The organism is Streptomyces sp. NPDC051578 (genome assembly GCF_044454045.1).
In the GTDB taxonomy this organism is placed as follows: domain Bacteria; phylum Actinomycetota; class Actinomycetes; order Streptomycetales; family Streptomycetaceae; genus Streptomyces.
In genome coordinates this window covers 2,172,978-2,194,160 of the sequence record NZ_JBITDH010000001.1, presented here as the reverse complement: position 1 = coordinate 2,194,160, position 21,183 = coordinate 2,172,978, and the positions used below count along the sequence as shown (strand labels likewise).

Sequence of the window (21,183 nt, the reverse complement as noted above, 5' to 3'; positions counted from 1 at the left end):
CGGACCACCTCACCCCTCGGAGCAGCCGGTGTCCTCGTCCTCGCAGGAGATCCCCCTCACGATCACCCCCGAGCAGGCCGCGTACGGCGTGATCCTGCCGGTGTCACTGCCCGGCGGGGACGCGCGCCTGCGGATCCCCGCGGGCGTCCGGGACGGTGAACTCGTACGGGCGCGCACGGGCGGGACCGAGGTGCTGCTGCGGATACGGGTCGCGGGCGCGGCGGGCGCGGGTGCGGCGGGGGCCGGGGCGGCTGGTGCGGGTGCGGCGGGTGTGGCGGGAGCCGAGGCGGCGGGTGGTTCGGCGGCGGGTTGGTCGGCCGCCCAGGGGCAGCCGACCGTCGCGAGCGCGGCCGTGCCCGGGCAGCCGGCCAAGTCGTCGTCCGGTGTCGGCGGCTGCCTCGCGGTGGTCGGCGTCATCGCGATCGTGATCACCGTCGTCATCGCGCTGAGCAGCGGCGGCGATGACGAGGGGAAGCACACCGCGTCCTCCTCCTCACCGAGCCCGACGTACAGCTCGACGTCCGACCCGACGTACAGCTCCTACTCGCCCGGGCCGTTGCCGACCGGCACCTCGTACACGTCCGGCTCGGACAGCGGCAGCCCGGTCCCGGCGTACCCGTACCCCACCGCCGCCCCCACGACGGCGGACCCGAGCCCGTTCGACACGGGGACTTGCCTCAACGGGCAGCTGCCGGACTCGACCACCGCGCAGCGCGTCGACGACGTGGAGGAGGTCTCCTGCTCGGCGTCGGACGCGCACTACAAGGTGATCCAGCGCTTCGGGTTCACCTCGGACCTGCACCGCTGCGACGACACCCCGCGCACGGAGTACGCGTTCTCGTACCGCTACACCCTCAACGGAACACCGATCAACGAGTACGTGTACTGCCTGATCGGGCTCGGTTCGTACTCCCGGAGCTGAGGCGCGGGCCGCGGGGGGCCGCCCGCGCGCGGGGCCGCCCGTGCTCGGGGGCACACGTACCCGAGGCCACCCATCCCGAGGCCACCCGCCTCAGGGCCACAGCAGGGTGCGCGTCCAGCCCCCGTCGGGGTCGCGCCGGTAGTGGAGGCGGGTGTGGCGGCGGGCCGGGTCGCCCTGGAAGAACTCGACCTCCGCCGCGTCCAGCACGTACCGCGTCCACGTCGGCGCCGGCGCCTGCGGGTCGGCTCCGGCGCGGGCCCACGCCGCCGCCGAGGCCTCGGCGAGTTCCGCCAGGGATTCGAGCACCTGGCTCTGGTGGCCGGTCAGGGCTGCCGCCAGCGCCCCGCGCGAGCGTGCCGCCAGATCCTCGCGGCTCTCCCGCGGCCCGCATGCCGTGACCCGTCCGCGGATCCGGATCTGCCGTGCGACGGCCGGCCAGTAGAAGCCGAGCGCCGCCTCCGGGTGCGCGGCCAGCTGGCGTCCCTTCGCGCTGGTGGCGTGCGAGGCGAAGTGCCAGCCCCGGGCGTCGGCGTCGTGCAGCATCAGGATGCGTACGTCGGGCCGGCCCTCGGCGTCGACCGTCGCCAGGCTCATCGTGTGCGGCTCGGGCTGCCCGGCGCGGGCGGCGTGGACGAACCACTCGCGGAACAGCGGCAGCGGCTCGGCCGGCGCGGCCCCGGGGTCGAAGGAGGGCAGCGGGGTGTCCCAGACGCGCAGGGAGTGCAGGGTGTCCCGGAAGTCGTCGGCGCTCGTCTCGCTGGTCATACGGGCCATCGAACACCATCGGCGGCGGGGCTCGCGAACCGGTGGAAAGTGCCTCCGGCACTGCCCTGGCGTTCATATGATGTGCCCTCATCAAACGCTGAGGGGCGGGGTACCGATGGACATACCGGTGGACAACTCGGACGGCAGACGCGTGGGGCGTACGGGGCGTACGGTGACGGTTCTCAGGCGGGCGCTGGCAGCGTTGCTGCTGGCGGGGGCGGCCGTCGCGTGCGGGCCCGACACCGGGAGCGGGGCGGCCGCCTCCCTGGCGCCGGTCGCACCGTCGGCGGCCGTCTCGGTGCAGCCCTCGGCCTCGCCGACGCCCTCCGCCTCGTCCTCACCGCTGCCCGGCCCTTCGGCGCCCGCGTCGGAGTCGCCGTCGCCGTCGGCGACCAGGGCCGCGCGGACCCCCTCGGCCGAGCCGACGGAGGCGCCCCCGACGCGGGCCGCGACCGCAGAGCCGGCGCAGGAGCCGACCCAGGCGGAGGAAGCCGCCTGCGAGATCGTCTCGGACGCCGGCAACTGCTACAAGGCGGGCCAGTTCTGCCGCAAGGCCGACATCGGCCGCGAGACGCACGGCGCGAACGGCCGCCTCCTCCACTGCCGCTCGGAGGGCACCCGAGCACGCTGGAACTACTGACCCCAACCCGCGCCTCCCACCGTCCCGCCGGGGGTCGTTAGCGGCCGGTCGTTGGGCCACCGGACCACCGAACCCCCGGGCGGCGCCTGGTCGTCGGGGGCGCTGACCCGGACTGTTGGCCGGCGGGACCCCTGGATCGCCGGCGGCGCAGGCCGCCGGAGTGGGTGGCCTGCGGGGGCCGTTTTATGGCCGGGCCACCGGTGGCCTGCCGCACGAGGTGCCGGCCCGCCGGGCCACTGAGTGGCCGGGTTGCTGGGCCGGCGGACCACCGAACCGCTGGTGGTGCCTGGTCGCGGGAGGCGTTGGCCCGTCGAGCCGCTGAGCGGCCGGACTGCTGGCCGGCGGCCCACCGGATCGCCGGTGGGGCCGGATCGTTGCAGGCGTTGATGCGCCTGGACCGCTGAGCCGCCGGATCGCTGGACGCTGGCCAGTGGGACCGCCGGGCCGACGGAGCGCGGAGCCGTCAGGTGTCGGCCCGCTGGCGCGCTGGGCCGCCGGTGGCGCCGGGCTGCGGGTGGCGTGGCGCAAGGGGCGCCGGCCCGACGGGGGTGCCAGGCCGCGCGGCCGCTGAGTGGCCGGACCGTTGCACTGCCGGCCAGTGCAGCCGCTGGGCCGCCGGTGGTGCCTGGTCGCCGGAGGCGCCGACCCACCGTCCCGCGGTGGTGCCGGCCCGCCGGATACGCCGGCCTGGCGGGGGCGCCGAGTGGTCGGGCCCGCGGTCCAGCTGCGGTGGTGGCTGGTCGTCGGGGGTGCACGTACGGCGGGGCGTGGGGTCGGGGACGGGGTACCGGCCGCCGGGGGCGTTGGGCCCTGGGCGCGGGGTGCCGGGGTGGTGGGTCAGCGGGCGAGGATGACCGTGCCCGAGGAGCAGAACCAGCCGCCTGTGCCCGAGGCCAGGGCGACCTCGGGAAGTCGGCCGTTCCGCTTGGTGACCTGGCGGCCGGGGCCGGCTTCGCCGCGGAGTTGGCGGACCGCCTCCACCAGCAGGAAGAGGCCCCGCATCCCCGGGTGGCAGGCCGAGAGCCCACCGCCGTCGGTGTTGACGGGCAACTCGCCGTCCCGCAGCAGCCGGCCCTTCTCCACGAAGGCCCCGCCTTCTCCCTTGGCGCAGAAGCCGAGGTCCTCCAGGGTCACCAGGGTCATGTACGTGAAGGCGTCGTAGATCTCCGCGAGGTCCACGTCCGCCGGGCCCAGGCCGGCCCGTTCGAAGGCCAGGCGGCCCGAGACCGCCGCGGGGGAGACGGTGAAGTCCTCCCACTCCGACATGGTGGTGTGGGAGACGGAAGTACCCGAACCCAGGATCCACACGGGAGCCTTCGCGGTGTCCGGTACGTAGTCCTCCGCGGCGAGCAGCACCGCGCAGCCGCCGTCCGAGCGGATGCAGCAGTGCAGCTTCGTGAACGGGTCCGCGATCATCTCGGAGGACAGCACGTCCTCCACCGTGATCGGGTCCCGGTACATCGCGTCCGGGTTGGCGGCGGCGTTCGCCCGCGCCTGGACGGCCACGGCGGCGAGCTGCTCGGCCGTGGTGCCGTACTCGTGCATGTGGCGGCGCGCCGCCATCGCGTACTTCGCGACGAGGGTGTGGCCGTACGGGACCTCGAACTGGAGCGGGCCCCGCGCCCCGAAGGAGAGGTTCGAGGTGCGCCGGCGGGCCTTGATGTCGGCGCGCGCGGTGGAGCCGTAGACCAGCAGCACGGCGTTGGCATGGCCCGCGGCGATGGCGTCTGCGGCGTGGGCCGCCATGACTTCCCAGGTGGAGCCGCCGACGGAGGTGGAGTCGACCCAGGTGGGGCGCAGCCCCAGGTACTCGGCCACCTCGACGGGGGCCAGGGTGCCGAGGCCCGCCGAGGCCAGGCCGTCGATGAGGGAGCGGTCCAGGCCCGAGTCGGCGAGCGCCCGGCGGGCGGCTTGGGCGTGGAGGGCGTAGGGGGTGGGTCCGTCGACCCGCCCGCAGTCCGAGAGCGCGACGCCGACGACCGCGACCCTGCGGCGGGGTGCGGAGGCGGCGGAGAGGGGTCCAGGCATGAGCCGACCGTATATCTGACGCACCGTCAGGCGCTAGGCCGCAACCCGCAACCCGCAACCCGCAACCGCACCCGCAACCCGCACCCGCCCCCCGTCCCCCGGCACCCCCGGCGGTCGTCGCGCCCGGCGGTCCGACTTCGGCGGTGACAGCCCCTGGGCATCCACGGCAGGCCGCCCTAGCATGACGGCCCGTCAGATATCCCCCCCCGGCTACCGCTGGGAGGTGCCCGCCCCCAGGAGGAGCCAGACGATGGATGCCGCCTTCACCGCGGAGCAGGACGAGATGCGCCGCACCCTGCGCGAGATCCTGGGCAAACGCTGCGGCCCGGACGAGGTCAAGGCCGCCGTCCGCACCGCCGCCGGATACGACCGCGAACTGTGGCAGCAGCTCTCGCGGCAGCTGGGCCTGCCGGGTACGGCCATCGCCGAGGAGTACGGGGGAGTCGGCTGCACGCCCGCCGACCTGGCGCTGGCCTGCGAGGAGACCGGGCGCGTACTGCTGCCCTCCCCGCTGTTCGCCACCGCCGGGCTGGTCGCGCCGCTGATCGATGCCCTGGGGACGCCCGCCCAGCGCTCGGCGCTGCTGCCGCCGCTCGCCGCCGGCACCCTGACCGCCGCGCTCGCCGTACCCGGACCGGCCCTGGCCACCGCCCTCGCGCTGACCGGGGACAACACCCCCGGTGAGTGGTCCGGGGGCGGCCGCGCCGGCGGTGTGCAGGCCCGGGGCGGCGAGGACGGCGGCTGGCGGCTGTACGGGGAGGCCGCGCAGGTGCTGGACGGACACAGCGCCGGCCTGCTGCTCGTCGCCGCGCACACCGGAGGCTTCGCCCGCAGTCGCACCCTGCTGTTCCTGGTGCGCGACGATGCGCCCGGCCTCGTACGCACCCGGCAGGCCACCCTCGACGAGACCCGCCCGCAGGGCCGCGTCCAGCTGCGTGACGTGGCGGCCGAGCTACTGGGCGACGGCGACGGCGACGGCCACCGCGACGGCCACGGCCACCGCCACGGCGGCGGTGTCGTGAACGAGGCGCTCGCCGCGACCGGCCGGGGCGCCGCCACGCTGCTCGCCGCCGAGGCGGTCGGCGCGGCCGGCCAGGCGCTGGCCCGCACCGTGGAGTACGTCCGCCAGCGCGAGCAGTTCGGCCGGGCCGTCGGTTCCTTCCAGGCGGTCAAGCACCGGCTCGCGGACCTCTACGTGCAGGTGCAGGCGGCCCGCTCCGCCGCGTACTACGCCGCCTGGGACCCCGACCAGGGCGGCCTCGCCCTCGCCCAGGCGCTGGAGGCGCTGCGGCTGACGGCCGCCGAGGCCATCCAGCTGCACGGCGGCATCGGCTTCACCTGGGAACACGACGCGCACCTCTACTTCAAGCGGGCGGCGGCCGACGAACTGCTCTTCGGGCCCGCCCACCGGCTCCGGGCGCACGCCGCGCAGCGCGCCGGCCTCTTCCCGGCGACCCTGGAGACGGCTCGCGAGGCGGCCCGGGAGACGCCCCGGGAGACGGCCCGCGAGACGGCCGCGCCCCCGGCGCAGGGCGCGACCTCGCAGAGGATGGCCGTCTGATGGCCGCCCTCGGAGTCCGCCTGATGCAGAAGGTCTCCTCGACCCTGCTGTTCGCCAAGATCGCACCGCACGTCATCCCCGCCATGGACAAGGCGGTGCACAAGCTCACCCGGGGCAAGGTCATCCTCAGCGCACAGATGCTCCCCGGCGTGATCCTCACCGCCAAGGGAGCCAAGACCGGCGAGCCGCGCACCACGCCGCTCGCCTGCATGCCGCTGGACGACGGCGCGAGCTGGCTGCTGATCGGCTCCAACTTCGGCCGCCCCGGCCACCCGGCCTGGACCGCGAACCTGCTCACACACCCCGACGCGCAAGTGAGTTGGCACGGCCGGGACATTCCCGTACGGGCCCGTCTGCTCCAGGGCGAGGAGCGCGCGGCCGCTTGGCGGCAGGCCCTGGCGTTCTGGCCGCCGTACGCGACGTACCAGGCGCGCATCGAGCGCGAGATCCGGCTGTTCCGCCTGGACCGCCGCTGATCGCGGCACCCCGGACGCGGCGTACGCCGGCGGGCCTGGACCCCTGGCCGGGGTCCGGGCCGCCGCTACTTGGCCGGCTTCTTGCCGGTGATGCCCAGGTGCACGAGGAGCGCGAGGTTCGGCTTGAGTTCGGCCTGCTTCACGCCCCAGGTCTGGAACCCCTTCTGGTGCGAGGCGACCGCGGCCAGCATCGCGACCAGCGAACCGGCCATCGCGGCAGGGCTGAGGTCCTTGTCGACCTTCCCCTTGGCCTGGAGTTCCTTCATCGAATCGGTGAGGGAGTTGGTGACGGAGTTCAGGATCTTCATGCGGATCTTGTAGAACCGCTTGTCGCCCTCCGCCGCGCCCAGGTCGACGACCCGCAGGATCGCGTCGTTGCGGCGCCAGAAGTCCAGGAAGCCCTCGACCAGTTCTTCGGCCGCGGCCCAGCCGGCCTTGCCGACCCAGTTGCGGCCCTCGACGAGCGCCGTCAACTGCGCGCCCTCCGTGGCCATTTCCTCGGCGATCTCCAAGACGGCACCTTCGACGTCCGGGAAGTACTGGTAGAAGGTCGCGGGGGAGGTACCGGCCTTGCGCGCGACATCGATCACCTTGACGTCGCGGTACGGCGAGGAGCTGAGCATCTCGCCGAGGCAGTCGAGCAGCTTCTGCCGCGTCGCCTGGCCGCGCCGGCCGGCGACACGCCCGTCGACGGTGCGTACTTGTCCTGTCATGCCGTCAGCTTACCGAGGGGTGATCGGCGCGCTATTCGGCCGCCTGCAAATGGGGTTACCCGGCTCCGGACCTGGGCTCACGGTACCCGCGCGCCCTGTCGCCGATGATTTTCGGCCACCTTCCGGGCCGGATCGCACCCCGGGCCGCCCCGTCCCCCCGACACCGGTCGCAGCCCGTCACCGGCCCACCCGTATCGTGGCGTAATCCCCCGAATAGTCTCGCCGACAGGCCCTGGACCCCTTCCCGGACCCATCATGGCCGGTAGGAGCGGGGCTGACACGGGGCGGACGACGGAAGGAACCGGGCGATGACGGCATTCGCGGAGGGCTCTCCCTGCTGGGTCGACGCCTCGCTCCCCGACGTCGAGGCGGGAAAGCGCTTCTACGGTGAGCTCTTCGGGTGGACCTTCGGGGACAGCGCGGGCGCCGAGTACGGGCACTACACGCAGGCCTACAGCCGCGGCCGCAACGTCGCCGCCCTCGCCCCCAAACCCGACGGCCGCATGCCCACCGTCTGGGGGATCTACCTCTACACCGTCGACGCCTACGCGTGCGCCGCCCGCATCCGCGCGGCCGGCGGCCAGATGGTCATGGACCCGCAGCCCGTGGGCCCGTACGGCACCGCCGCGATGGCCGCCGACCCCGGCGGCGCCGTCTTCGGCCTGTGGCAGCCCGGCACCCACCACGGGTTCGAAGCCCAGGGCGAGCCGTACACGTACCGCTGGTCGGAGGTCTACACCCGCGCCCGCGACGCCGTCGACGTGTTCTACGCCAAGGTCTTCGGCTACGTCCCCGAGGACCAGGACGACCCCGACTCGGGCATCGAGTACCGCGTCTGGTCCCCGCCCGGCAGCGCCCCCGGTTCCGCGACCGCCGTACTGGGGCGCAGCCTCATCACCGACGCCTTCCCGGAGATCATGCCGGCGCACTTCCTCGCCTACTTCGCCGTCCCCGACTGTGACCAGAGCGTGGCCACCGCGCAGCGTCTCGGCGGCCGGGTCACCGCCGATCCCGTGGACACCCCGTACGGGCGCATCGCAGTCGTCGCCGACAATCAGGGGGCGGTCTTCGGGCTGCTCTCGGAGCCGCGGACCAAAGCCGGGGGCGAAACCCGGCCCTGACCCGGGGCCGGACCCGGCGCGGGCCTGACAGAATCGGGCGTGCGCGCCGGTGGACGCGCGCTGCGGGCGGGCCCGGCGTGGGCCCGGGAGGCCCGTACGGGGAGGTGTGGAGGCCAGTGGTGGAGCAGCTGACGCAGCACGACCCGAGACGGATCGGCCCCTTCGAGGTGCTGGGACGGCTCGGCGCCGGCGGCATGGGGCTGGTCTACCTCGCGCGGTCGGCGTCCGGACGGCGCGTCGCGATCAAGACGGTGCGCACCGAGCTCGCCGAGGACCAGCTGTTCCGCGTGCGTTTCACCCGGGAGGTGGAGGCGGCGCGCGCCGTCTCCGGCTTCTACACCGCGGCCGTGGTCGACGCCGACCCGCGCGCCGCCGTGCCGTGGCTGGCGACCGCGTACGTGCCGGCCCCCTCCCTGGAGGAGATCGTCAACGAGTGCGGGCCCATGCCCGTGCAGGCCGTACGGTGGCTCGCGGCCGGCATCGCCGAAGCCCTCCAGTCCATCCACGGCGCCGGCCTCGTGCACCGCGACCTGAAGCCGTCCAACGTGCTCGTCGTCGAGGACGGCCCGCGCGTCATCGACTTCGGCATCGCGAGCGGGGTCTCCAACACCCGCCTGACCATGACGAACGTCGCCGTCGGCACCCCCGCCTACATGTCGCCCGAGCAGGCGAAGGACTCGCGGAGCGTCAAGGGCGCAAGCGACGTCTTCTCGCTCGGCTCGACGCTCGTCTTCGCCGCCACCGGGCACCCGCCGTACCACGGGGCGAACCCGGTCGAAACGGTGTTCATGCTGCTGCGCGAGGGACCGAACCTGGAGGGGCTCCCCGACGAGCTGCGGCCCCTGATCGACTCCTGCATGCAGATGGACGCCACCCGCCGTCCCACCCCGGCCGACCTCCAGGCGCAGCTGGCCCCGCACCTCTTCGACGGCGGCGACGACAGCGGCACCGCCTCTGCGTGGCTGCCCGCCACGGCCGTCGCCATGATCGAGGCCCGGCGCGCCGGGCTGCGTACGGCGGTGGTCCCCGCGCCCGCCCGCAAGCCGCGCGGCGCGGAGGGACCGCTGTCGGGCCCCGCCACGCACCGGCCGCGGCGTGACTCCGCCCCGTCGTGGGTGGACCCCCGCACCGGGCAGGCCGCTCCGCCGCTTCCGCCGCACCCGCCGGGCTCGCCGGTGTCCTCGGGCGAGCCCGTCCGGCTCGGCGCCTCGCCGGTGCCGATCGGGCCCGGGCCGCGCGCGACGGCGGCCGCGCCCGCCGGGGCCGGGGCCGACGTGGCGACGGGCTGGGTCCGCCCGCCGGGCGGCGCGTCCGCCGCCGAGGCCGTCGGTGCGGTGCCGCACCAGGCGTCGTCGTCTGCGGCGTCCGCGGTGGGCCCCGCCGGTTCCCCCGGTCCCTCGCCCGAGAGCGGCCGCTGGCGTCCCTGGCGCTTCCGCATGTCGAACGAGGTCTGGGGCACCCCGACCGTCGCCGGCGACCTGCTGTACGTCACCTCCTTCGAGGTGCACGCCCTGGACGTCGGCAGCGGCCGGCGGCAGTTCAAGACGCGTGACGTCGCCTGGTCCATGGCCGTGGCCGACGGCCGCATCCACGCCTCCGACGGTCCCTCCCTGTACGCGCTCGACGCCTCCGACGGCTCCGAGCGGTGGCGGCTGGCCACCGAGGCGTGGGTGTACGCGCTGCGCGCCGAGCGGGGCACCGTCGTCACCGCGACGCGCGGCGGCGGCGTACAGGGCTGGGAGGCCTCCAGTGGCCAGAAGCTGTGGGAGCTCAGCGGCGCGCAGAGCGACTTCGAGACCCCGGAGGCGGCGCCCGTCCTGCACGAGGGGACCGTCTACGTGTGGCAGGACGCCCGGCTGCGCGCCCTGGACGCCCGTTCCGGCCTGGAGGCCTGGTCGTACCCGGTCGGCGACGCGGCGTCCTGCGGGAACGTCCCCGTGCGGGTCACCCCGGCGCCCGACGGCAACGTCTACGTCGCGGCGGGCACCCGCGTCCTGTCCGTCGACCGTGCCTCGGGACGGGTGCGCTGGCACTTCGAGGCCCCGGCGGTCTTCCTGGCGCCGCCTGCCTTCGCGCCGGGCGCGGCAGTGACGGGCGGCGGCGTGTACCTCGTCGACTACCTCGGCACCGTGTACGCCCTGGACGCGGTGACGGGCAAGGACCGCTGGCGCATCGCGACGGAGTCGCGGCCCTCACCGGACCCGGTCCTGGTGGCGGCCGGCAACGTCCACCTGGGCGCGGGCAGCGCCCTGTACACGCTCGACGCGGTCACCGGCACCCCGAAGTGGCGGTTCGCGGCGGGCGGCGAGATCACGGGCTCCCCGGCGGTCGCCGACGGCCGGGTGCACTTCGGCTCGGCGGACCACTGCCTGTACACCCTGGACGCGGCGGGCGGGCAGCTGCGCTGGAAGCTGGCGACGGGCGGGGAGATCACCGGCGCTCCGGTGGCCGAGTCGGGCGTGGTGTACGCGTGCAGCAAGGACCGCTGCGTGTACGCGCTGGACGCGGCGAAGGGCACGGGCACCCGGACCGGCGGCTGAGCCGGTCCGGCCCCGGTCCCGGTCCCGGTCCCGGCCCCGCCGGGTCGCGCACGGCACCGGGAGTGACAGGATGGACCCCATGAGCAACGTCTACTTCGACATCAACATCAACGACGAGCCCGCGGGCCGCATCGTCTTCAACCTCTTCGACGACGTCGTCCCCAAGACCACGAAGAACTTCCGCGAGCTGGCCACCGGCGAGCACGGCTTCGGCTACGCCGGTTCGCCCTTCCACCGCGTCATCCCCGAGTTCATGCTCCAGGGCGGTGACTTCACCAACCAGAACGGCACCGGCGGCAAGAGCATCTACGGCGAGAAGTTCGCCGACGAGAACTTCGAGCTGAAGCACGACCGGCCGTTCCTGCTGTCGATGGCGAACGCCGGCCGCAACACCAACGGCTCGCAGTTCTTCATCACGACGATCCCCACCCCGTGGCTCGACGGCAAGCACGTCGTCTTCGGCGAGGTCGTCGAGGGCTCGGACCTGGTCAAGAAGATCGAGTCCCTGGGCTCCCAGTCCGGCCGCACCTCGGCCAAGATCGAGATCTCGGCCTCGGGCGTCGTCGACGCCGCCTGACCCTTTCCCGGCCGGCCGGCCCCGCCCCCTCGGGGCCGGGGCCGCCGCCATGCCGGGCCCCGGACCGCCCCGGCGAGCCGCGCCGCCGTCAGGGCGGCCCCGGACATCTTCGAGGCGATGAGGCCGTCCCCGTGTGCTGCTCGGTCGCCCGGAGGCCGACCGGGCCGGCCCCTCGACCCCGTACACCCGCGGCGCACCCGGGCCCGCTTCCCGCGTCCCGGGGTCAGACCCTCGTCGGTGACACCGTCGGCTTCGCGCAGGCGCCGGCTGCGGTCCGCGTGATCGCTGGGCGCGGACGCGTCGCCGGGCGTGCTGTTGCAGCCCCCAGCCGCGGCCCCCTCGACGTGACGGGGGTCCGGCGCGTTGGCGGAGTGGGGTGGGCCCGGTGAGAAGGGCGTGCGAACTGGGCGCGCTGCGGCGGGGGTTGAGGCCGTGGCACGATGCTCGGGTAGGCCGGGAGCCCGCCGGGGTCCCGGCGTTCGTGACCGAGGGGAGCCGACATGGGCGTACCGAAGCCGCTGACGCACGAGGAGATCGCCGAAAGCCTGGCGGAGCTGCCCGGGTGGGAGCAGGACGGTGACGTGATCACACGGACCTACGCGATCTCCTACCACGCGGCGGTAGCGGCGATCGTGACGATCGCCGACCGGGCGCGGCGCGTGCGCCACCACGCCGATCTCGACCTGCGCGCCGATCACCTGCGCGCGTCGATCACCACTCACGACGCCGGCAACCGGCTGACCGCGGCCGACTTCGACCTGGCGCGCCGCATCGACGCGATCGTGGCCGCACACCAGGCACTGCCCCTCGACTGAACCGTGCGCGGGCTCAGCGGGCGGTGAAGGCCGCGGCGTTCTCCCGGACCCACTCGGCGAAGGTCCGGGGCTCCGCCGCGAGGAGGGAGGCCGTCGTGTCGGCGATCGGGACCGGCGTGACGGTGGCGCGGGCCCACAGGTCGAGCAGTGAGCCGGCCATCGCGCAGGGCATGTGGCGGGCCAGCTGCTCCTCGGCCTCCTCGCGGGTGATCTCGGCCACCGCGACGGGCCGCCCGATGGTGTCGGCGATGATCGCGAGCTGCTCCCGGAAGGTCAGCGACTGCGCTCCGGTGAGGGTGAGCGCGCGGCCCCCAGGCGACGGTCGCGGGTCAGGGCGCGGACGGCGATGTCGGCGATGTCGGCCGGGTGGACGGGCGCGATGCACGCGTCCGGGTAGGCGAGCGGGACCGGGACGCCCCGGGCGATGAAGTGGGCCCAGCCGAGGGCGTTGCCCGCGAAGGCGTCGGGACGCAGCAGGGTCACGGTGAAGGGGGCGTCTGCGAGGGCCCGTTCGACGCGGAGGCTGTGCGAGGCCAGCGGGTCGTCCTCCGCGCCGGGCTCCAGGACGGAGGCCGACGACAGCAGTACGACGTGCTCGACGCGGGCGGCCTCGGCGGCTTCCACGAAGGCGATGCCGGCGGGCTCGGGGTAGAGGAACACCTGGCGGGCACCGGCCAGCGCGGCGGGGAAGGTCTCCGGCCGGTCGAGGACCAGCTCGACGCCCTCCACGCCGGGCGGCGGGGTGAGCTCGGCGGGCCGGACGCTCGCGGCGCGGACGGGGTGGCCGACGGCGTGGAGCCGGTCCGTGACGGCGCGGGCGGTGGAGCCGCGGGTGCCGGTGACGAGGACGGTCAAAGGAGATCACGGTCGGGGGAGTGGCCGAACTGCTCGGCGTGGACCCCTCGGTCGCCAGCCGCATGGTCAGCGACAACATCAAGGCGGGCTACCTCGTCCGCGGAGCCTCCCAGCACGACGGCCGCCGTACCGTGCTCCACCTGAGCGAGGCCGGCCGTGAACTGATGGCCCGGTTCCGCCGCCACCAGCGTTCGGCGTACGAGTACATCACCGCCGACTGGTCCGAAGGCGAGCGCCTCGACTTCGCCCGCCTGATGCTCAAATACGCCGGCGCCCCGGCCGGCCTCCGCCACCGCGCCCCCGACAAGCCCCAGGAAGCTACACGCGGCGCGCAAGGACCTGGCCCGGCCAGGCGCCGGAGCGGAATCGGGCGGTGGGGGTGAAACCGTTGCGCTCGTAGTACGCGACCAGTGCGCCCCCGCCGCCCGCCCAGCAGTCGACCCGCAGCAGCTCGACGCCCGCCCGCCGGGTCTCCTCGGCGGCGCGGGCCAGCAGGGCGGCCCCTATGCCGAAGCCGGCGTAGCGCCGGTCGCAGACCAGCAGCCGGACGTACCGCTCGGGTTCGCCCGCGGGCGGGACCGGCAGCTGCGGGCTGGGGCCGGAGTCCAGCACCAGGGCGCCGGCGGGCCTCCCGTCCCACTCCGCGATGAACGGGACGTTCTCGGTCGTGTACCGCTCGACGCGCTCCGCCCCGCCGGGGCGCTGCGAATACAGCGCCGTGCCCCACTGCTCGGTGTTGCCGCGCGCGTTCATCCAGAGCACCGCGGAGTCGAGCATGTCCAGGATCGCCGGGGCGTCGGCCGGGGTGCCCGGCCGTATGCCCAGCCGTACGCCGTGCGTGCCGTGGTGTGTGCTGTCGTTCACAGGGGAAGCCCAGGCAGGGCCCCGGCCCGGAAGGAGCCTAGGGGCGGTCGTTCGGGGGCGGGGGCCAGGGCTCGTCGTCGTGGCGGGTGGGGGAGGTCGGAGCCTGGGTGGTCGGCGGGAGGTCGCGGTCGCGGGCGCGTCGGCGGGGACGGCCGCGCATGACGGCCGCCGCCAGGATGAGCAGCGCGCCGGCGCCGAACGCGCTGGCCACGCCCTCACCGATGCCCTTGCCGTCGGTCCCCACCGAGATGCCCCCCACCGCCTGGCCCTGGCGGACCATCCACAGCACGGCGAAGCCGAGGACCACGACCCCGGCGAGCGCCATGAGGGCGCGCGAACGCAGCACGATCGCGACGAGGGTCAGGAGCGCCGCGAAGCAGAACGGCAACAGCAGCGAGGTGAACAGGGCGGCTTTGGCGTCGGTGATCCCGCCCGTGGAGAAGAGGTCCGCGAGCCGGTAGTCGCGCCCGTGCCGGCCGTCGTACCAGGCGCGGAAGGGACTCCAGACGGCGGCTGCGGCTCCGATCAGGCCGAGGAGCGAGCCGAGCAGGTTGCGGATCATGCCCCGACGCTATGTGCGGCCCCCGGCACCCGCACGCCGGGTGGTACGTCCGGGGGGCCTGGTAGCCTGGCGCGCCGTTGCCCAGGGGGAGGAGTCGGCCATGACGGTCGCACGTCGCATCAGGTTCGGCGCGGTGCTCGTGACGGTGGTGCTGGCGCTCACGGGATTCTCGTCCGGCCACAAGAGCCGCGGCGGGGGCGGCTGCTCCAGCTCCAGGAGCGACAGGAGCAGCAGCAGCTCCAACCGAACCACCACCTACGACCGCAACACCACCAGGGGCAGCGGGTCGACGGCGAGTCCCACCCCCACCGCCACCGCCACCGGCGCCCCCGCCCGCGCCGAGGTCGTCACCTGCGCCGGTCCCGCCACCTCGAAGGCCACGGTCCGGGTCACCTCCCTCGCGAGCACCGAGCGCACGGTCGAGGTCCCGATCACCTTCGACGGCGCGTCCGGCACCGTCGAGCGCACCTCCGGCCGGGTCACGCTCAAGCAGGGCGAGACCCGCACCATCGAGATCCCGCTCAGCGACCCCACGAAGGCCGCGGCGGTCACCGGCTGCCGACTCGGGACCGTCGTCCGGGGCTGACCGGTACGCCCCGCCGCTGTGCGGGCCGCCGAGCCCGGGCGCTCCTGAAGAAACGGCCTAGCGGACCCGGGGTTCCGGTGCCGCGCGGCGGCCGGTGAAGAGGGCGGCCTGGTCCGCGGGGGGCAGGTTGCCCAGCGCGATCAGGGCCGGCGCCTGGTCGAAGGCCTGCCGGAGCGCCGCCTGCTTGGCCGACCACAGGGCCCGCACCGTGCCCTGCACGGCCTCCGTCGGGAAGCCGGCCAGGGTCCGCGCCGATCGCAGGGCCGCTTCCAGGAGTTCCCCGGGCTCGGCCAGCTCGGAGACCAGGCCGATGTCGTACGCGCGCCGCGCGCAGAGCCGTTCCGCCGTCCCCATCAGGGACATCCGGGCCACCTCCCCGAACGGCATCCGCTGGGCCATGTACACCGCCTCGTACGCGCTGACCATCCCGTACGTCGTGTGCGGGTCGAAGAACGTCGCGGACGACGACGCGAGGATGAACTCCGACTCGCCCAGCAGGTAGAACGCCCCGCCGCACGCCATGCCGTTGACGGCCGCGACCACCGGCTTCCACAGGTCGTTGGCCTTCGGACCGATGGTCAGGAGCGGATCGTCCGCCGAGTACGGGGACGCGGGCTGCGGCACCTCCACCCCCCGGTCGATGCCCGTGCAGAACGCGGCCGTGCCCGCCCCCGTGAGGACCACCGCCCGTACGCCCTCGTCGCGGCGGAACTCCCGCCACACCGCGCCCAGTTCTGCCGCCGTCGCGAGGTCGATCGCGTTGTGGCGGCGCTCCCGGTCCAGGGTGACGACCGCGACACCGCTCGCCCCTTCCCGCTCCACCCGTACCGTCACGGCCGCTCCAGGACCCAGCGCGGCACGCTCATCCCGCCCGTCTGCGTGAACACCACCTGCACCCGCGCCCCGATCCGCAGCCGGGCCGGATCCACCGAGTCCAGCGGGGCGTCCGCCGAGGTGACGAGGTTTCCCACCAGCCGGATCAGCGGAGCCTCCGCCAGCTCCACGAGGATGACGTTGTACGGCGCCTGCGCCGCGTAGGCGGGCAGCAGCGGCGGGTGCGGCCGTACGAACGACCAGATCCGGCCCCGGCCGCTCATCAGCCGCCACTCGGAGCCGAACGACCCGCAGTGCGGGCAGCAGGGCCGCGGCGGGAAGCGGAGCCTGCCGCAGTCGGCGCAGGCCTGGACACGGAGCTCACCACGGGCGGCGTACTCCCAGAACGGGGCCCCGTCCTCGTCCGGGACCGGGAGGAGGAGGCTTTCGGCGGGCGCGGTCATGGTCGGTGTCAGCTCCTCAGCAAGATCGCGGACGTCGGGACACCCTCGCCCGCCGTCACCAGGCACGTCGCGACGTCCGGCACCTGTGCGGTGGAGATGCCGCGCAGCTGCTTGACGCCCTCGTTGATCAGGTTGAAGCCGTGGACGTACGCCTCCGACAGGCCGCCCCCGCCGGTGTTGATCGGCAGCCGGCCGCCCATCTCCAGCGCCCCGCCCTCGGTGAACGCGGCCCCCTCGCCGCGCCCGCAGAAGCCGTAACCCTCCAGGGAGAGGGGGATCAGCGGGGTGAACGCGTCGTAGATCTGGGCGACGTCCACGTCATCGGGCCCGAAGTCGGCCTGCTTCCACAGGTGGCGGGCCGCCGTCCACGCCGGGCCGGACAGCGGGTCCTCGTTCCAGTAGTTGACCATCCCGTGGTGCTGCGCGGGCAGGCCCTGGGCGACGGAGTGGACGTAGACCGGCTTCTGGCGGCAGTCCCGCGCCCGCTCGGCGGAGACGATGACGCAGGCCAGAGCGCCGTCGGTCTCCAGGCAGTTGTCGAAGAGGCAGAGCGGCTCGCTGATCCAGCGGGAGGTCATGTACATCTCGCGGGTCAGCGGCCGCTCGTACATCATCGCGGCGGGGTTCTCGTTGGCCCGGTTGCGGCAGGCCATCGCCACGTTGAAGAGGTGGTCGCGGGTGGCCCCGTACTCGTGCATGTAGCGGCGGGCCAGCATGCCTATCTCGTCGGCCGGACGCAGCAGCCCGAACGGGCGGGTCCACTGGCCGGGGGTGGGCAGCTGCACGGTCGTGTTCTTCCAGGGGCGCGGCCCGGAGCCGCGCTTGCGCGAGCGCCAGGCGACGCCGACGGAGGCCTGGCCGGTGGCGATGGCGGCGGCGAGGTGGCCGACCGTCGCGCAGGAGCCGCCGCCGCCGTAGCCGACCTTGGAGAAGAAGGTGACGTCGCCGGCGCCGACGGACTTGGCGACCTCCACCTCGTCGGTCTCCTCCATCGTGTACGAGGCGAAGGCGTCCACCTCGGCCGGTGCGATGCCCGCGTCGGCGAGCGCCGCGAGGATCGCACGGCAGGCCAATTCCTTTTCGCTGCCCGGCAGTCGTTTGGCAAAGGCGGTCTGGCCGATGCCGACGATTGCCGTAGCGTCCTTGAGCGTTGCCGCCATCGCCACCTCCGGGTGCGCGCCAGTGCTGACAGCCGCGAAGGCTACAGCTAATCTGACGGATAGTCAGCTACTGGCACCGGGGAGGGTGGCACGCGATGGGCGACCAGGAGCAGCACGGGACGCACCGACGGGACGGCGTCCGACCGGCCGGTGAAGGCGGCGTGCCCCTCGCCGAACGCCTCGCCGAGCCCCTCGCCGAGGCCGCCGGGGCGTCCCGGACCGGCACCGCGGCCCCTGACGGCAACGCGGCCCCTGACGGCACCGCGGCCCGCGCCGCAGCCGGTCCCGCCGGTCCCCCCGCCGACGCCGCCGACCCGCGCGGCGACCTGCGCTGGGGCACCATCGGCGGCCTCGTGCGCGACGCCGCCGCCCGCTTCCGCGACCGCGAGGCCGTCGCCGACGGCCGCGTCCGCATCAGCTACGCCCAGCTCGGCGAACGCGTCGAACGCGTCGCGGCCGCCTGCCTCGCCGCCGGGATCCAACCCGGCGACCGGGTCGCCGTATGGGCGCCCAACACCCTCGAATGGATCGTCTCCGCCCTGGGCGCCCTCACCGCGGGCGCCGTACTCGTCCCCCTCAACACCCGTTTCAAAGGCGCCGAAGCCGCGTACGTACTCCAGCGCAGCCGGGCCCGTCTCCTCTTCGTCACCGGCACCTTCCTCGGCACCTCCTACGTCGCCTCCCTGCGTCGCGCAGCGGCCGAGGGACAGGGCACCGGCCCGCTGCCCGGCCTCCCGCACCTCGAACAGGTCGTCGTCCTCGCGGAAGACGCCCCCGAGGCGTTCCGCACCTGGAAGGACTTCCTGGCCGGCGGTGACGCCGTACCGGCCGCGACCGTCCGCGAACGCGCCGACTCCCTCCGCTCCGACGCGCCGTCCGACATCATCTTCACGTCCGGTACCACCGGCAGCCCCAAGGGCGCCGTCATCACCCACGCCCAGACCCTGCGCTGCTACGACGTGTGGAGCGAACTCGCCGGACTGCGCGAAGGCGACCGCTACCTGATCGTGAACCCGTTCTTCCACACCTTCGGCTACAAGGCGGGGATCATGGCCTGCCTGATGCGCGGGGCGACGATGGTCCCCCAACCCGTCTTCGACGTCGACACCGTCCTCGCCAACGTCGCCGCCGAACGGATCTCCGTCCTCCCCGGGCCGCCCACCCTGCACCAGTCGCTCCTCGACCATCCCCACCGCGACCACCACGACCTGTCCGCCCTGCGCCTGGTCGTCACCGGCGCGGCCGTCGTCCCGCTCCGGCTCGTCGAGCGGCTGCGGGGCGAACTGCACATCGCCACCGTTTTGACCGCGTACGGGCTCTCCGAGGCCGGCGGCATCGTCACGATGTGCCGCCGCGGCGACCCGCCCGAGGTCATCGCCGCCACCTCCGGGCGCGCCATCCCCGGCACGGAGATACGGATAGCCGGGGAGGGCGGAGACCCGGTACCGGCCGGCACCCCCGGCGAGGTCCTGGTGCGCGGCCACCACGTCATGCGCGGCTACTTCGAGGACCCGGAGGAGACGGGGCGGGCCATCACCCCCGACGGCTGGCTGTGCACCGGCGACGTCGGAGTCCTCGACACCGCCGGGAACCTGCGCATCACCGACCGGATCAAGGACATGTTCATCGTGGGCGGGTTCAACGCCTACCCCGCCGAGATCGAGCAGCTCCTCGGCCTGCACCCGGACATCGCGGACGTCGCCGTCGTCGGCGTCCCCGACCCGCGCCTCGGCGAAGTCGGCAAGGCGTACGCGGTCCGGCGCCCCGGCGCCACCCTCACCGCCGACGACCTGATCGCCTGGTCCCGCCGGGAGATGGCCAACTACAAGGTCCCGCGCACGGTGGAGTTCGTCAGCGAGCTGCCGCGCAACGCCGGGGGCAAGGTCCTCAAGCGGGAGCTGCGCACCCGGCCCTGAGGCGGGGTGCGCGCCCGCCGCGCCCGGCGGTGCCGCTGCCGCCGTGCCCGCCGAGCCCGGCGGTGCCGCCGGGGGAATGAGCGGCACCGCGGACGGAGGCGGTTGCCGTCAGGCCTTGCCCGTGAGGGACGCCACCAGCTGCTTGGTCAGCTTCGTCCCGCCCGGCAGGCCGGTGTCGGTGCTGCTGCTGACGAGCACGGTCACCACGGAGGTGCCGACCCGCGCGGCCACCAGCGTGGTGCCGCCCTGCCAGGCGGGGCTGGTCTGGGTGATGGTCCAGGCGCCGTCACCCACGCCCGCCAGGGGCTTCTCGGTGACCGTCACCTTGGCGTGGGTGTCGCCGTCGCTGTAGCTCGGGCAGGCCTTGGAGATCTTGCCCAGCGCGTCGAGCACGGTCGTGGCGGTGGTGCCCCGGTACACGTCGATCTCCTGGGCGAACTCCTCGGAGGAGTTCTTGTTCACGTACGCGTTCTGCGCGAAGGAGACGCCGGTGATCCCGGTGATCTCCGTCCACGAGGTCCCGCCGAGCTTGGTGCAGTCGGGGGTGGGCACCTCGGCGGTGGCCGGCAGTTGGTAGCGCTCGCCGGTGTCGCGTGCGCCCTCCGGGTCGGCGGTGAAGCCGGCCGGGAAGAAGGAGACGGGCGCGAGCGCCGCCTTGAGCTGCTTGCCGGTCAGCAGGCCCTTGTCGGGATCGGCGGCCGGCGTCGCGGCGGCAGCCGACGAGCCCGCGGCCGGCGCCGCGGCCTTCGGGGCGGCGTTCGGGGTGGAGAAGGAGCAGGCGGTCAGCGCCAGCGGAAGCGCCGCGACGGAGAGAAGCCTGGCGGCGGAGGGTATCTGACGCACGGTGTGACTCGACCTCGATGTTCGCATCCGTGACGTACCGGACATCCGGTGCGTCACGGATTGGTGACTCGGTAAAGGGACTCGCGCATCCCATCCGGTCGCCCCCGACAGGGCAAGGATCCGGCCAACTCTTTGCCGGAGAATGGACAACGTTTACCGGAATGCTCCCGTCCGTGCACGGGCTCTGCTAGGCGCTGTCGGCGCGAAGGACCGGCTGGCGGGGCTTGCGGGCCAGCACCAGGCGCCAGCGCGGAGTGCCGTCGGGCCGGCGGCCGAAGTGCTCCAGCGCGACGGTGTCCACCGCGAAGCCCGCCGCGTGCAGGTCGGCCCGGACCGGTCCCCACGGGAAGGAGCGGTAGTACATGACGAACGGCGGCCGCCACACCGCGTTGCGGACCCGCATCGCCGCGTCGAAGCCGGCCACCGCCCACCACAGCGGGGACGTCGGCCCGACGGGCGCCCCGATCGGGAACGCGAACACCCCGCCGGGGCGCAGCGCCCGGTGGATGCCCGAGAACAGGTCGGGCCGCTGCTCGGGGAGGAAGTGACCGAAGGCGCCGAAGCTCACGGCCAGGTCGTAGGAAGCCGTGAGTGCCTCCGGCAGCGCCAGCGCGTCGGCCCGTACGAGGTCGGCCCCGTCGGGGAGACCCAGCGCGGCCTGCCGCAGCATGCCGGCGCTCAGGTCCACCCCGGTGACCCGGTCCCGGCACAGCCGCCGCAGCAGCGGGAGGGCCGCGCCGGTGCCGCAGCACAGGTCCAGCCCGGAACCGAAGGACCCCTCGTGCTGGGCGAGGGCCTCCTCGACCGCGTCGAGCATCCGGACCGGCGTGCGGAACGGCGTCTCGTCGAACTTCGGCGCCAGCAGGTCGTAGCCGCGCTCGACGGAGGTCAGTGCCTGCACGGCCAGTTCGCGGAGGGTCGGCCCCTGGGAGGTGAACACCCCTCCAGCCTAGACGCGTTCC

Annotated in this window: 23 protein-coding genes; 11 read left to right on the top strand and 12 right to left on the bottom strand. The window is 74.3% G+C overall.

Going from position 1 to position 21,183, the window contains the following annotated elements; all coding sequences use genetic code 11:
* Positions 1–28: 28 nt before the first annotated feature.
* The gene (locus ACIA6C_RS09950; RefSeq protein WP_399274142.1) at positions 29–922 is read left to right on the top strand and encodes a hypothetical protein; all 894 of its coding nucleotides are present in this window, start codon (positions 29–31) and stop codon (positions 920–922) included.
* 90 nt (positions 923–1,012) lie between these two features.
* Here the strand turns inward: ACIA6C_RS09950 and ACIA6C_RS09945 are convergent, their stop codons facing one another.
* Positions 1,013–1,687: a pyridoxal 5'-phosphate synthase gene (locus ACIA6C_RS09945; RefSeq protein ID WP_399274140.1), complete on the bottom strand. Its 675-nt coding sequence runs from the start codon at positions 1,685–1,687 to the stop codon at positions 1,013–1,015.
* Between the two features lie 115 nt (positions 1,688–1,802).
* Here ACIA6C_RS09945 and ACIA6C_RS09940 point away from each other — a divergent pair, with 115 nt between their 5' ends.
* On the top strand, positions 1,803–2,327 hold the full coding sequence (locus ACIA6C_RS09940) for a hypothetical protein (RefSeq protein ID WP_399274137.1): 525 nt from the start codon (positions 1,803–1,805) through the stop codon (positions 2,325–2,327).
* An 837-nt stretch (positions 2,328–3,164) separates the two neighbouring features.
* Here ACIA6C_RS09940 and ACIA6C_RS09935 read toward each other — a convergent pair.
* Positions 3,165–4,355, bottom strand: a complete 1,191-nt coding sequence (locus tag ACIA6C_RS09935) for a thiolase C-terminal domain-containing protein (RefSeq protein WP_399274135.1) — start codon at positions 4,353–4,355, stop codon at positions 3,165–3,167.
* A 250-nt stretch (positions 4,356–4,605) separates the two neighbouring features.
* Between ACIA6C_RS09935 and ACIA6C_RS09930 the strand changes: the two genes are divergently transcribed.
* The gene (locus ACIA6C_RS09930; protein ID WP_399274133.1) at positions 4,606–5,916 is read left to right on the top strand and encodes an acyl-CoA dehydrogenase family protein; all 1,311 of its coding nucleotides are present in this window, start codon (positions 4,606–4,608) and stop codon (positions 5,914–5,916) included.
* Positions 5,916–6,392, top strand: a complete 477-nt coding sequence (locus ACIA6C_RS09925) for a nitroreductase family deazaflavin-dependent oxidoreductase (protein ID WP_399274131.1) — start codon at positions 5,916–5,918, stop codon at positions 6,390–6,392. The genes ACIA6C_RS09930 and ACIA6C_RS09925 overlap by 1 nt, the downstream gene beginning before the upstream one ends.
* A gap of 65 nt (positions 6,393–6,457) precedes the next feature.
* Here ACIA6C_RS09925 and ACIA6C_RS09920 read toward each other — a convergent pair whose 3' ends face one another.
* Positions 6,458–7,105: a TetR family transcriptional regulator gene (locus ACIA6C_RS09920; protein ID WP_361134310.1), complete on the bottom strand. Its 648-nt coding sequence runs from the start codon at positions 7,103–7,105 to the stop codon at positions 6,458–6,460.
* A 308-nt stretch (positions 7,106–7,413) separates the two neighbouring features.
* Here ACIA6C_RS09920 and ACIA6C_RS09915 point away from each other — a divergent pair, with 308 nt between their 5' ends.
* The 4 genes from ACIA6C_RS09915 to ACIA6C_RS09900 all read left to right on the top strand — a co-directional run bounded on the left by ACIA6C_RS09915 (position 7,414) and on the right by ACIA6C_RS09900 (position 12,158).
* A complete protein-coding gene (locus tag ACIA6C_RS09915; protein ID WP_329197277.1) occupies positions 7,414–8,226 on the top strand; it encodes a VOC family protein in 813 nt (270 codons plus the stop codon).
* 116 nt (positions 8,227–8,342) lie between these two features.
* Positions 8,343–10,766, top strand: a complete 2,424-nt coding sequence (locus ACIA6C_RS09910; protein WP_399274129.1) for a serine/threonine-protein kinase — start codon at positions 8,343–8,345, stop codon at positions 10,764–10,766.
* A gap of 79 nt (positions 10,767–10,845) precedes the next feature.
* Positions 10,846–11,343 carry a peptidylprolyl isomerase gene (locus ACIA6C_RS09905; RefSeq protein ID WP_366082609.1) on the top strand — a complete coding sequence of 166 codons (498 nt, stop codon included), beginning with the start codon at positions 10,846–10,848 and terminating at the stop codon, positions 11,341–11,343.
* 500 nt (positions 11,344–11,843) lie between these two features.
* Positions 11,844–12,158, top strand: a complete 315-nt coding sequence (locus ACIA6C_RS09900) for a 4a-hydroxytetrahydrobiopterin dehydratase (RefSeq protein ID WP_399274127.1) — start codon at positions 11,844–11,846, stop codon at positions 12,156–12,158.
* Positions 12,159–12,171: 13 nt separating this feature from the next.
* Here the strand turns inward: ACIA6C_RS09900 and ACIA6C_RS09895 are convergent, their stop codons facing one another.
* Both ACIA6C_RS09895 and ACIA6C_RS09890 read right to left on the bottom strand, forming a co-directional pair.
* On the bottom strand, positions 12,172–12,378 hold the full coding sequence (locus ACIA6C_RS09895) for a hypothetical protein (protein WP_399274125.1): 207 nt from the start codon (positions 12,376–12,378) through the stop codon (positions 12,172–12,174).
* Positions 12,379–12,431: 53 nt separating this feature from the next.
* Positions 12,432–13,013, bottom strand: a complete 582-nt coding sequence (locus ACIA6C_RS09890; RefSeq protein WP_399274123.1) for an SDR family oxidoreductase — start codon at positions 13,011–13,013, stop codon at positions 12,432–12,434.
* Between the two features lie 20 nt (positions 13,014–13,033).
* Between ACIA6C_RS09890 and ACIA6C_RS09885 the strand changes: the two genes are divergently transcribed.
* On the top strand, positions 13,034–13,396 hold the full coding sequence (locus ACIA6C_RS09885; RefSeq protein WP_399274121.1) for a MarR family winged helix-turn-helix transcriptional regulator: 363 nt from the start codon (positions 13,034–13,036) through the stop codon (positions 13,394–13,396).
* Here the strand turns inward: ACIA6C_RS09885 and ACIA6C_RS09880 are convergent.
* Positions 13,332–13,790: a GNAT family N-acetyltransferase gene (locus tag ACIA6C_RS09880; protein ID WP_399274554.1), complete on the bottom strand. Its 459-nt coding sequence runs from the start codon at positions 13,788–13,790 to the stop codon at positions 13,332–13,334. The two genes, ACIA6C_RS09885 and ACIA6C_RS09880, sit on opposite strands and share 65 nt — an antisense overlap.
* 124 nt (positions 13,791–13,914) lie before the next feature.
* Positions 13,915–14,439 carry a hypothetical protein gene (locus tag ACIA6C_RS09875; RefSeq protein WP_361134289.1) on the bottom strand — a complete coding sequence of 175 codons (525 nt, stop codon included), beginning with the start codon at positions 14,437–14,439 and terminating at the stop codon, positions 13,915–13,917.
* Positions 14,440–14,539: 100 nt separating this feature from the next.
* On the opposite strand from ACIA6C_RS09875, the gene ACIA6C_RS09870 reads away from it, so the two are divergent.
* Positions 14,540–15,025, top strand: coding sequence for a hypothetical protein (locus ACIA6C_RS09870; RefSeq protein WP_399274119.1), 486 nt, complete (start codon positions 14,540–14,542; stop codon positions 15,023–15,025).
* Positions 15,026–15,082: 57 nt separating this feature from the next.
* Here ACIA6C_RS09870 and ACIA6C_RS09865 read toward each other — a convergent pair whose 3' ends face one another.
* The 3 genes from ACIA6C_RS09865 to ACIA6C_RS09855 are packed head-to-tail and all read right to left on the bottom strand — an operon-like array spanning position 15,083 to position 17,462.
* Complete coding sequence (locus ACIA6C_RS09865) at positions 15,083–15,859, bottom strand: enoyl-CoA hydratase/isomerase family protein (RefSeq protein ID WP_399274117.1); 777 nt, start codon at positions 15,857–15,859, stop codon at positions 15,083–15,085.
* A complete protein-coding gene (locus ACIA6C_RS09860; RefSeq protein WP_399274115.1) occupies positions 15,856–16,302 on the bottom strand; it encodes a Zn-ribbon domain-containing OB-fold protein in 447 nt (148 codons plus the stop codon). Before ACIA6C_RS09860 ends, ACIA6C_RS09865 begins: the two co-directional genes overlap by 4 nt.
* An 8-nt stretch (positions 16,303–16,310) precedes the next feature.
* Positions 16,311–17,462 (bottom strand): lipid-transfer protein, encoded by a 1,152-nt coding sequence (locus ACIA6C_RS09855; RefSeq protein WP_399274113.1) that lies wholly within the window; start codon positions 17,460–17,462, stop codon positions 16,311–16,313.
* Positions 17,463–17,557: 95 nt separating this feature from the next.
* Between ACIA6C_RS09855 and ACIA6C_RS09850 the strand changes: the two genes are divergently transcribed.
* Positions 17,558–19,378: a FadD3 family acyl-CoA ligase gene (locus ACIA6C_RS09850; RefSeq protein ID WP_399274111.1), complete on the top strand. Its 1,821-nt coding sequence runs from the start codon at positions 17,558–17,560 to the stop codon at positions 19,376–19,378.
* A 108-nt stretch (positions 19,379–19,486) separates the two neighbouring features.
* Here ACIA6C_RS09850 and ACIA6C_RS09845 read toward each other — a convergent pair whose 3' ends face one another.
* Together ACIA6C_RS09845 and ACIA6C_RS09840 are read right to left on the bottom strand one after the other, a co-directional pair.
* A complete protein-coding gene (locus tag ACIA6C_RS09845) occupies positions 19,487–20,221 on the bottom strand; it encodes a hypothetical protein (RefSeq protein WP_399274109.1) in 735 nt (244 codons plus the stop codon).
* A 187-nt stretch (positions 20,222–20,408) separates the two neighbouring features.
* Entirely contained in the window at positions 20,409–21,161 is a 753-nt protein-coding gene (locus ACIA6C_RS09840; RefSeq protein ID WP_399274107.1) for a class I SAM-dependent methyltransferase, read from the bottom strand.
* Between the last annotated feature and the right edge of the window lie 22 nt (positions 21,162–21,183).

Bases quoted from the DNA above. Each gene is read 5' to 3' on its own strand.
- ACIA6C_RS09945 (WP_399274140.1), bottom strand. From the start codon at position 1,687: ATGACCAGCGAGACGAGCGCCGACGACTTCCGGGACACCCTGCACTCC.
- ACIA6C_RS09940 (WP_399274137.1), top strand. From the start codon at position 1,803: ATGGACATACCGGTGGACAACTCGGACGGCAGACGCGTGGGGCGTACG.
- ACIA6C_RS09935 (WP_399274135.1), bottom strand. From the start codon at position 4,355: ATGCCTGGACCCCTCTCCGCCGCCTCCGCACCCCGCCGCAGGGTCGCG.
- ACIA6C_RS09930 (WP_399274133.1), top strand. From the start codon at position 4,606: ATGGATGCCGCCTTCACCGCGGAGCAGGACGAGATGCGCCGCACCCTG.
- ACIA6C_RS09925 (WP_399274131.1), top strand. From the start codon at position 5,916: ATGGCCGCCCTCGGAGTCCGCCTGATGCAGAAGGTCTCCTCGACCCTG.
- ACIA6C_RS09920 (WP_361134310.1), bottom strand. From the start codon at position 7,105: ATGACAGGACAAGTACGCACCGTCGACGGGCGTGTCGCCGGCCGGCGC.
- ACIA6C_RS09915 (WP_329197277.1), top strand. From the start codon at position 7,414: ATGACGGCATTCGCGGAGGGCTCTCCCTGCTGGGTCGACGCCTCGCTC.
- ACIA6C_RS09905 (WP_366082609.1), top strand. From the start codon at position 10,846: ATGAGCAACGTCTACTTCGACATCAACATCAACGACGAGCCCGCGGGC.
- ACIA6C_RS09900 (WP_399274127.1), top strand. From the start codon at position 11,844: ATGGGCGTACCGAAGCCGCTGACGCACGAGGAGATCGCCGAAAGCCTG.
- ACIA6C_RS09880 (WP_399274554.1), bottom strand. From the start codon at position 13,790: ATGCTCGACTCCGCGGTGCTCTGGATGAACGCGCGCGGCAACACCGAG.
- ACIA6C_RS09875 (WP_361134289.1), bottom strand. From the start codon at position 14,439: ATGATCCGCAACCTGCTCGGCTCGCTCCTCGGCCTGATCGGAGCCGCA.
- ACIA6C_RS09870 (WP_399274119.1), top strand. From the start codon at position 14,540: ATGACGGTCGCACGTCGCATCAGGTTCGGCGCGGTGCTCGTGACGGTG.
- ACIA6C_RS09860 (WP_399274115.1), bottom strand. From the start codon at position 16,302: ATGACCGCGCCCGCCGAAAGCCTCCTCCTCCCGGTCCCGGACGAGGAC.
- ACIA6C_RS09855 (WP_399274113.1), bottom strand. From the start codon at position 17,462: ATGGCGGCAACGCTCAAGGACGCTACGGCAATCGTCGGCATCGGCCAG.
- ACIA6C_RS09850 (WP_399274111.1), top strand. From the start codon at position 17,558: ATGGGCGACCAGGAGCAGCACGGGACGCACCGACGGGACGGCGTCCGA.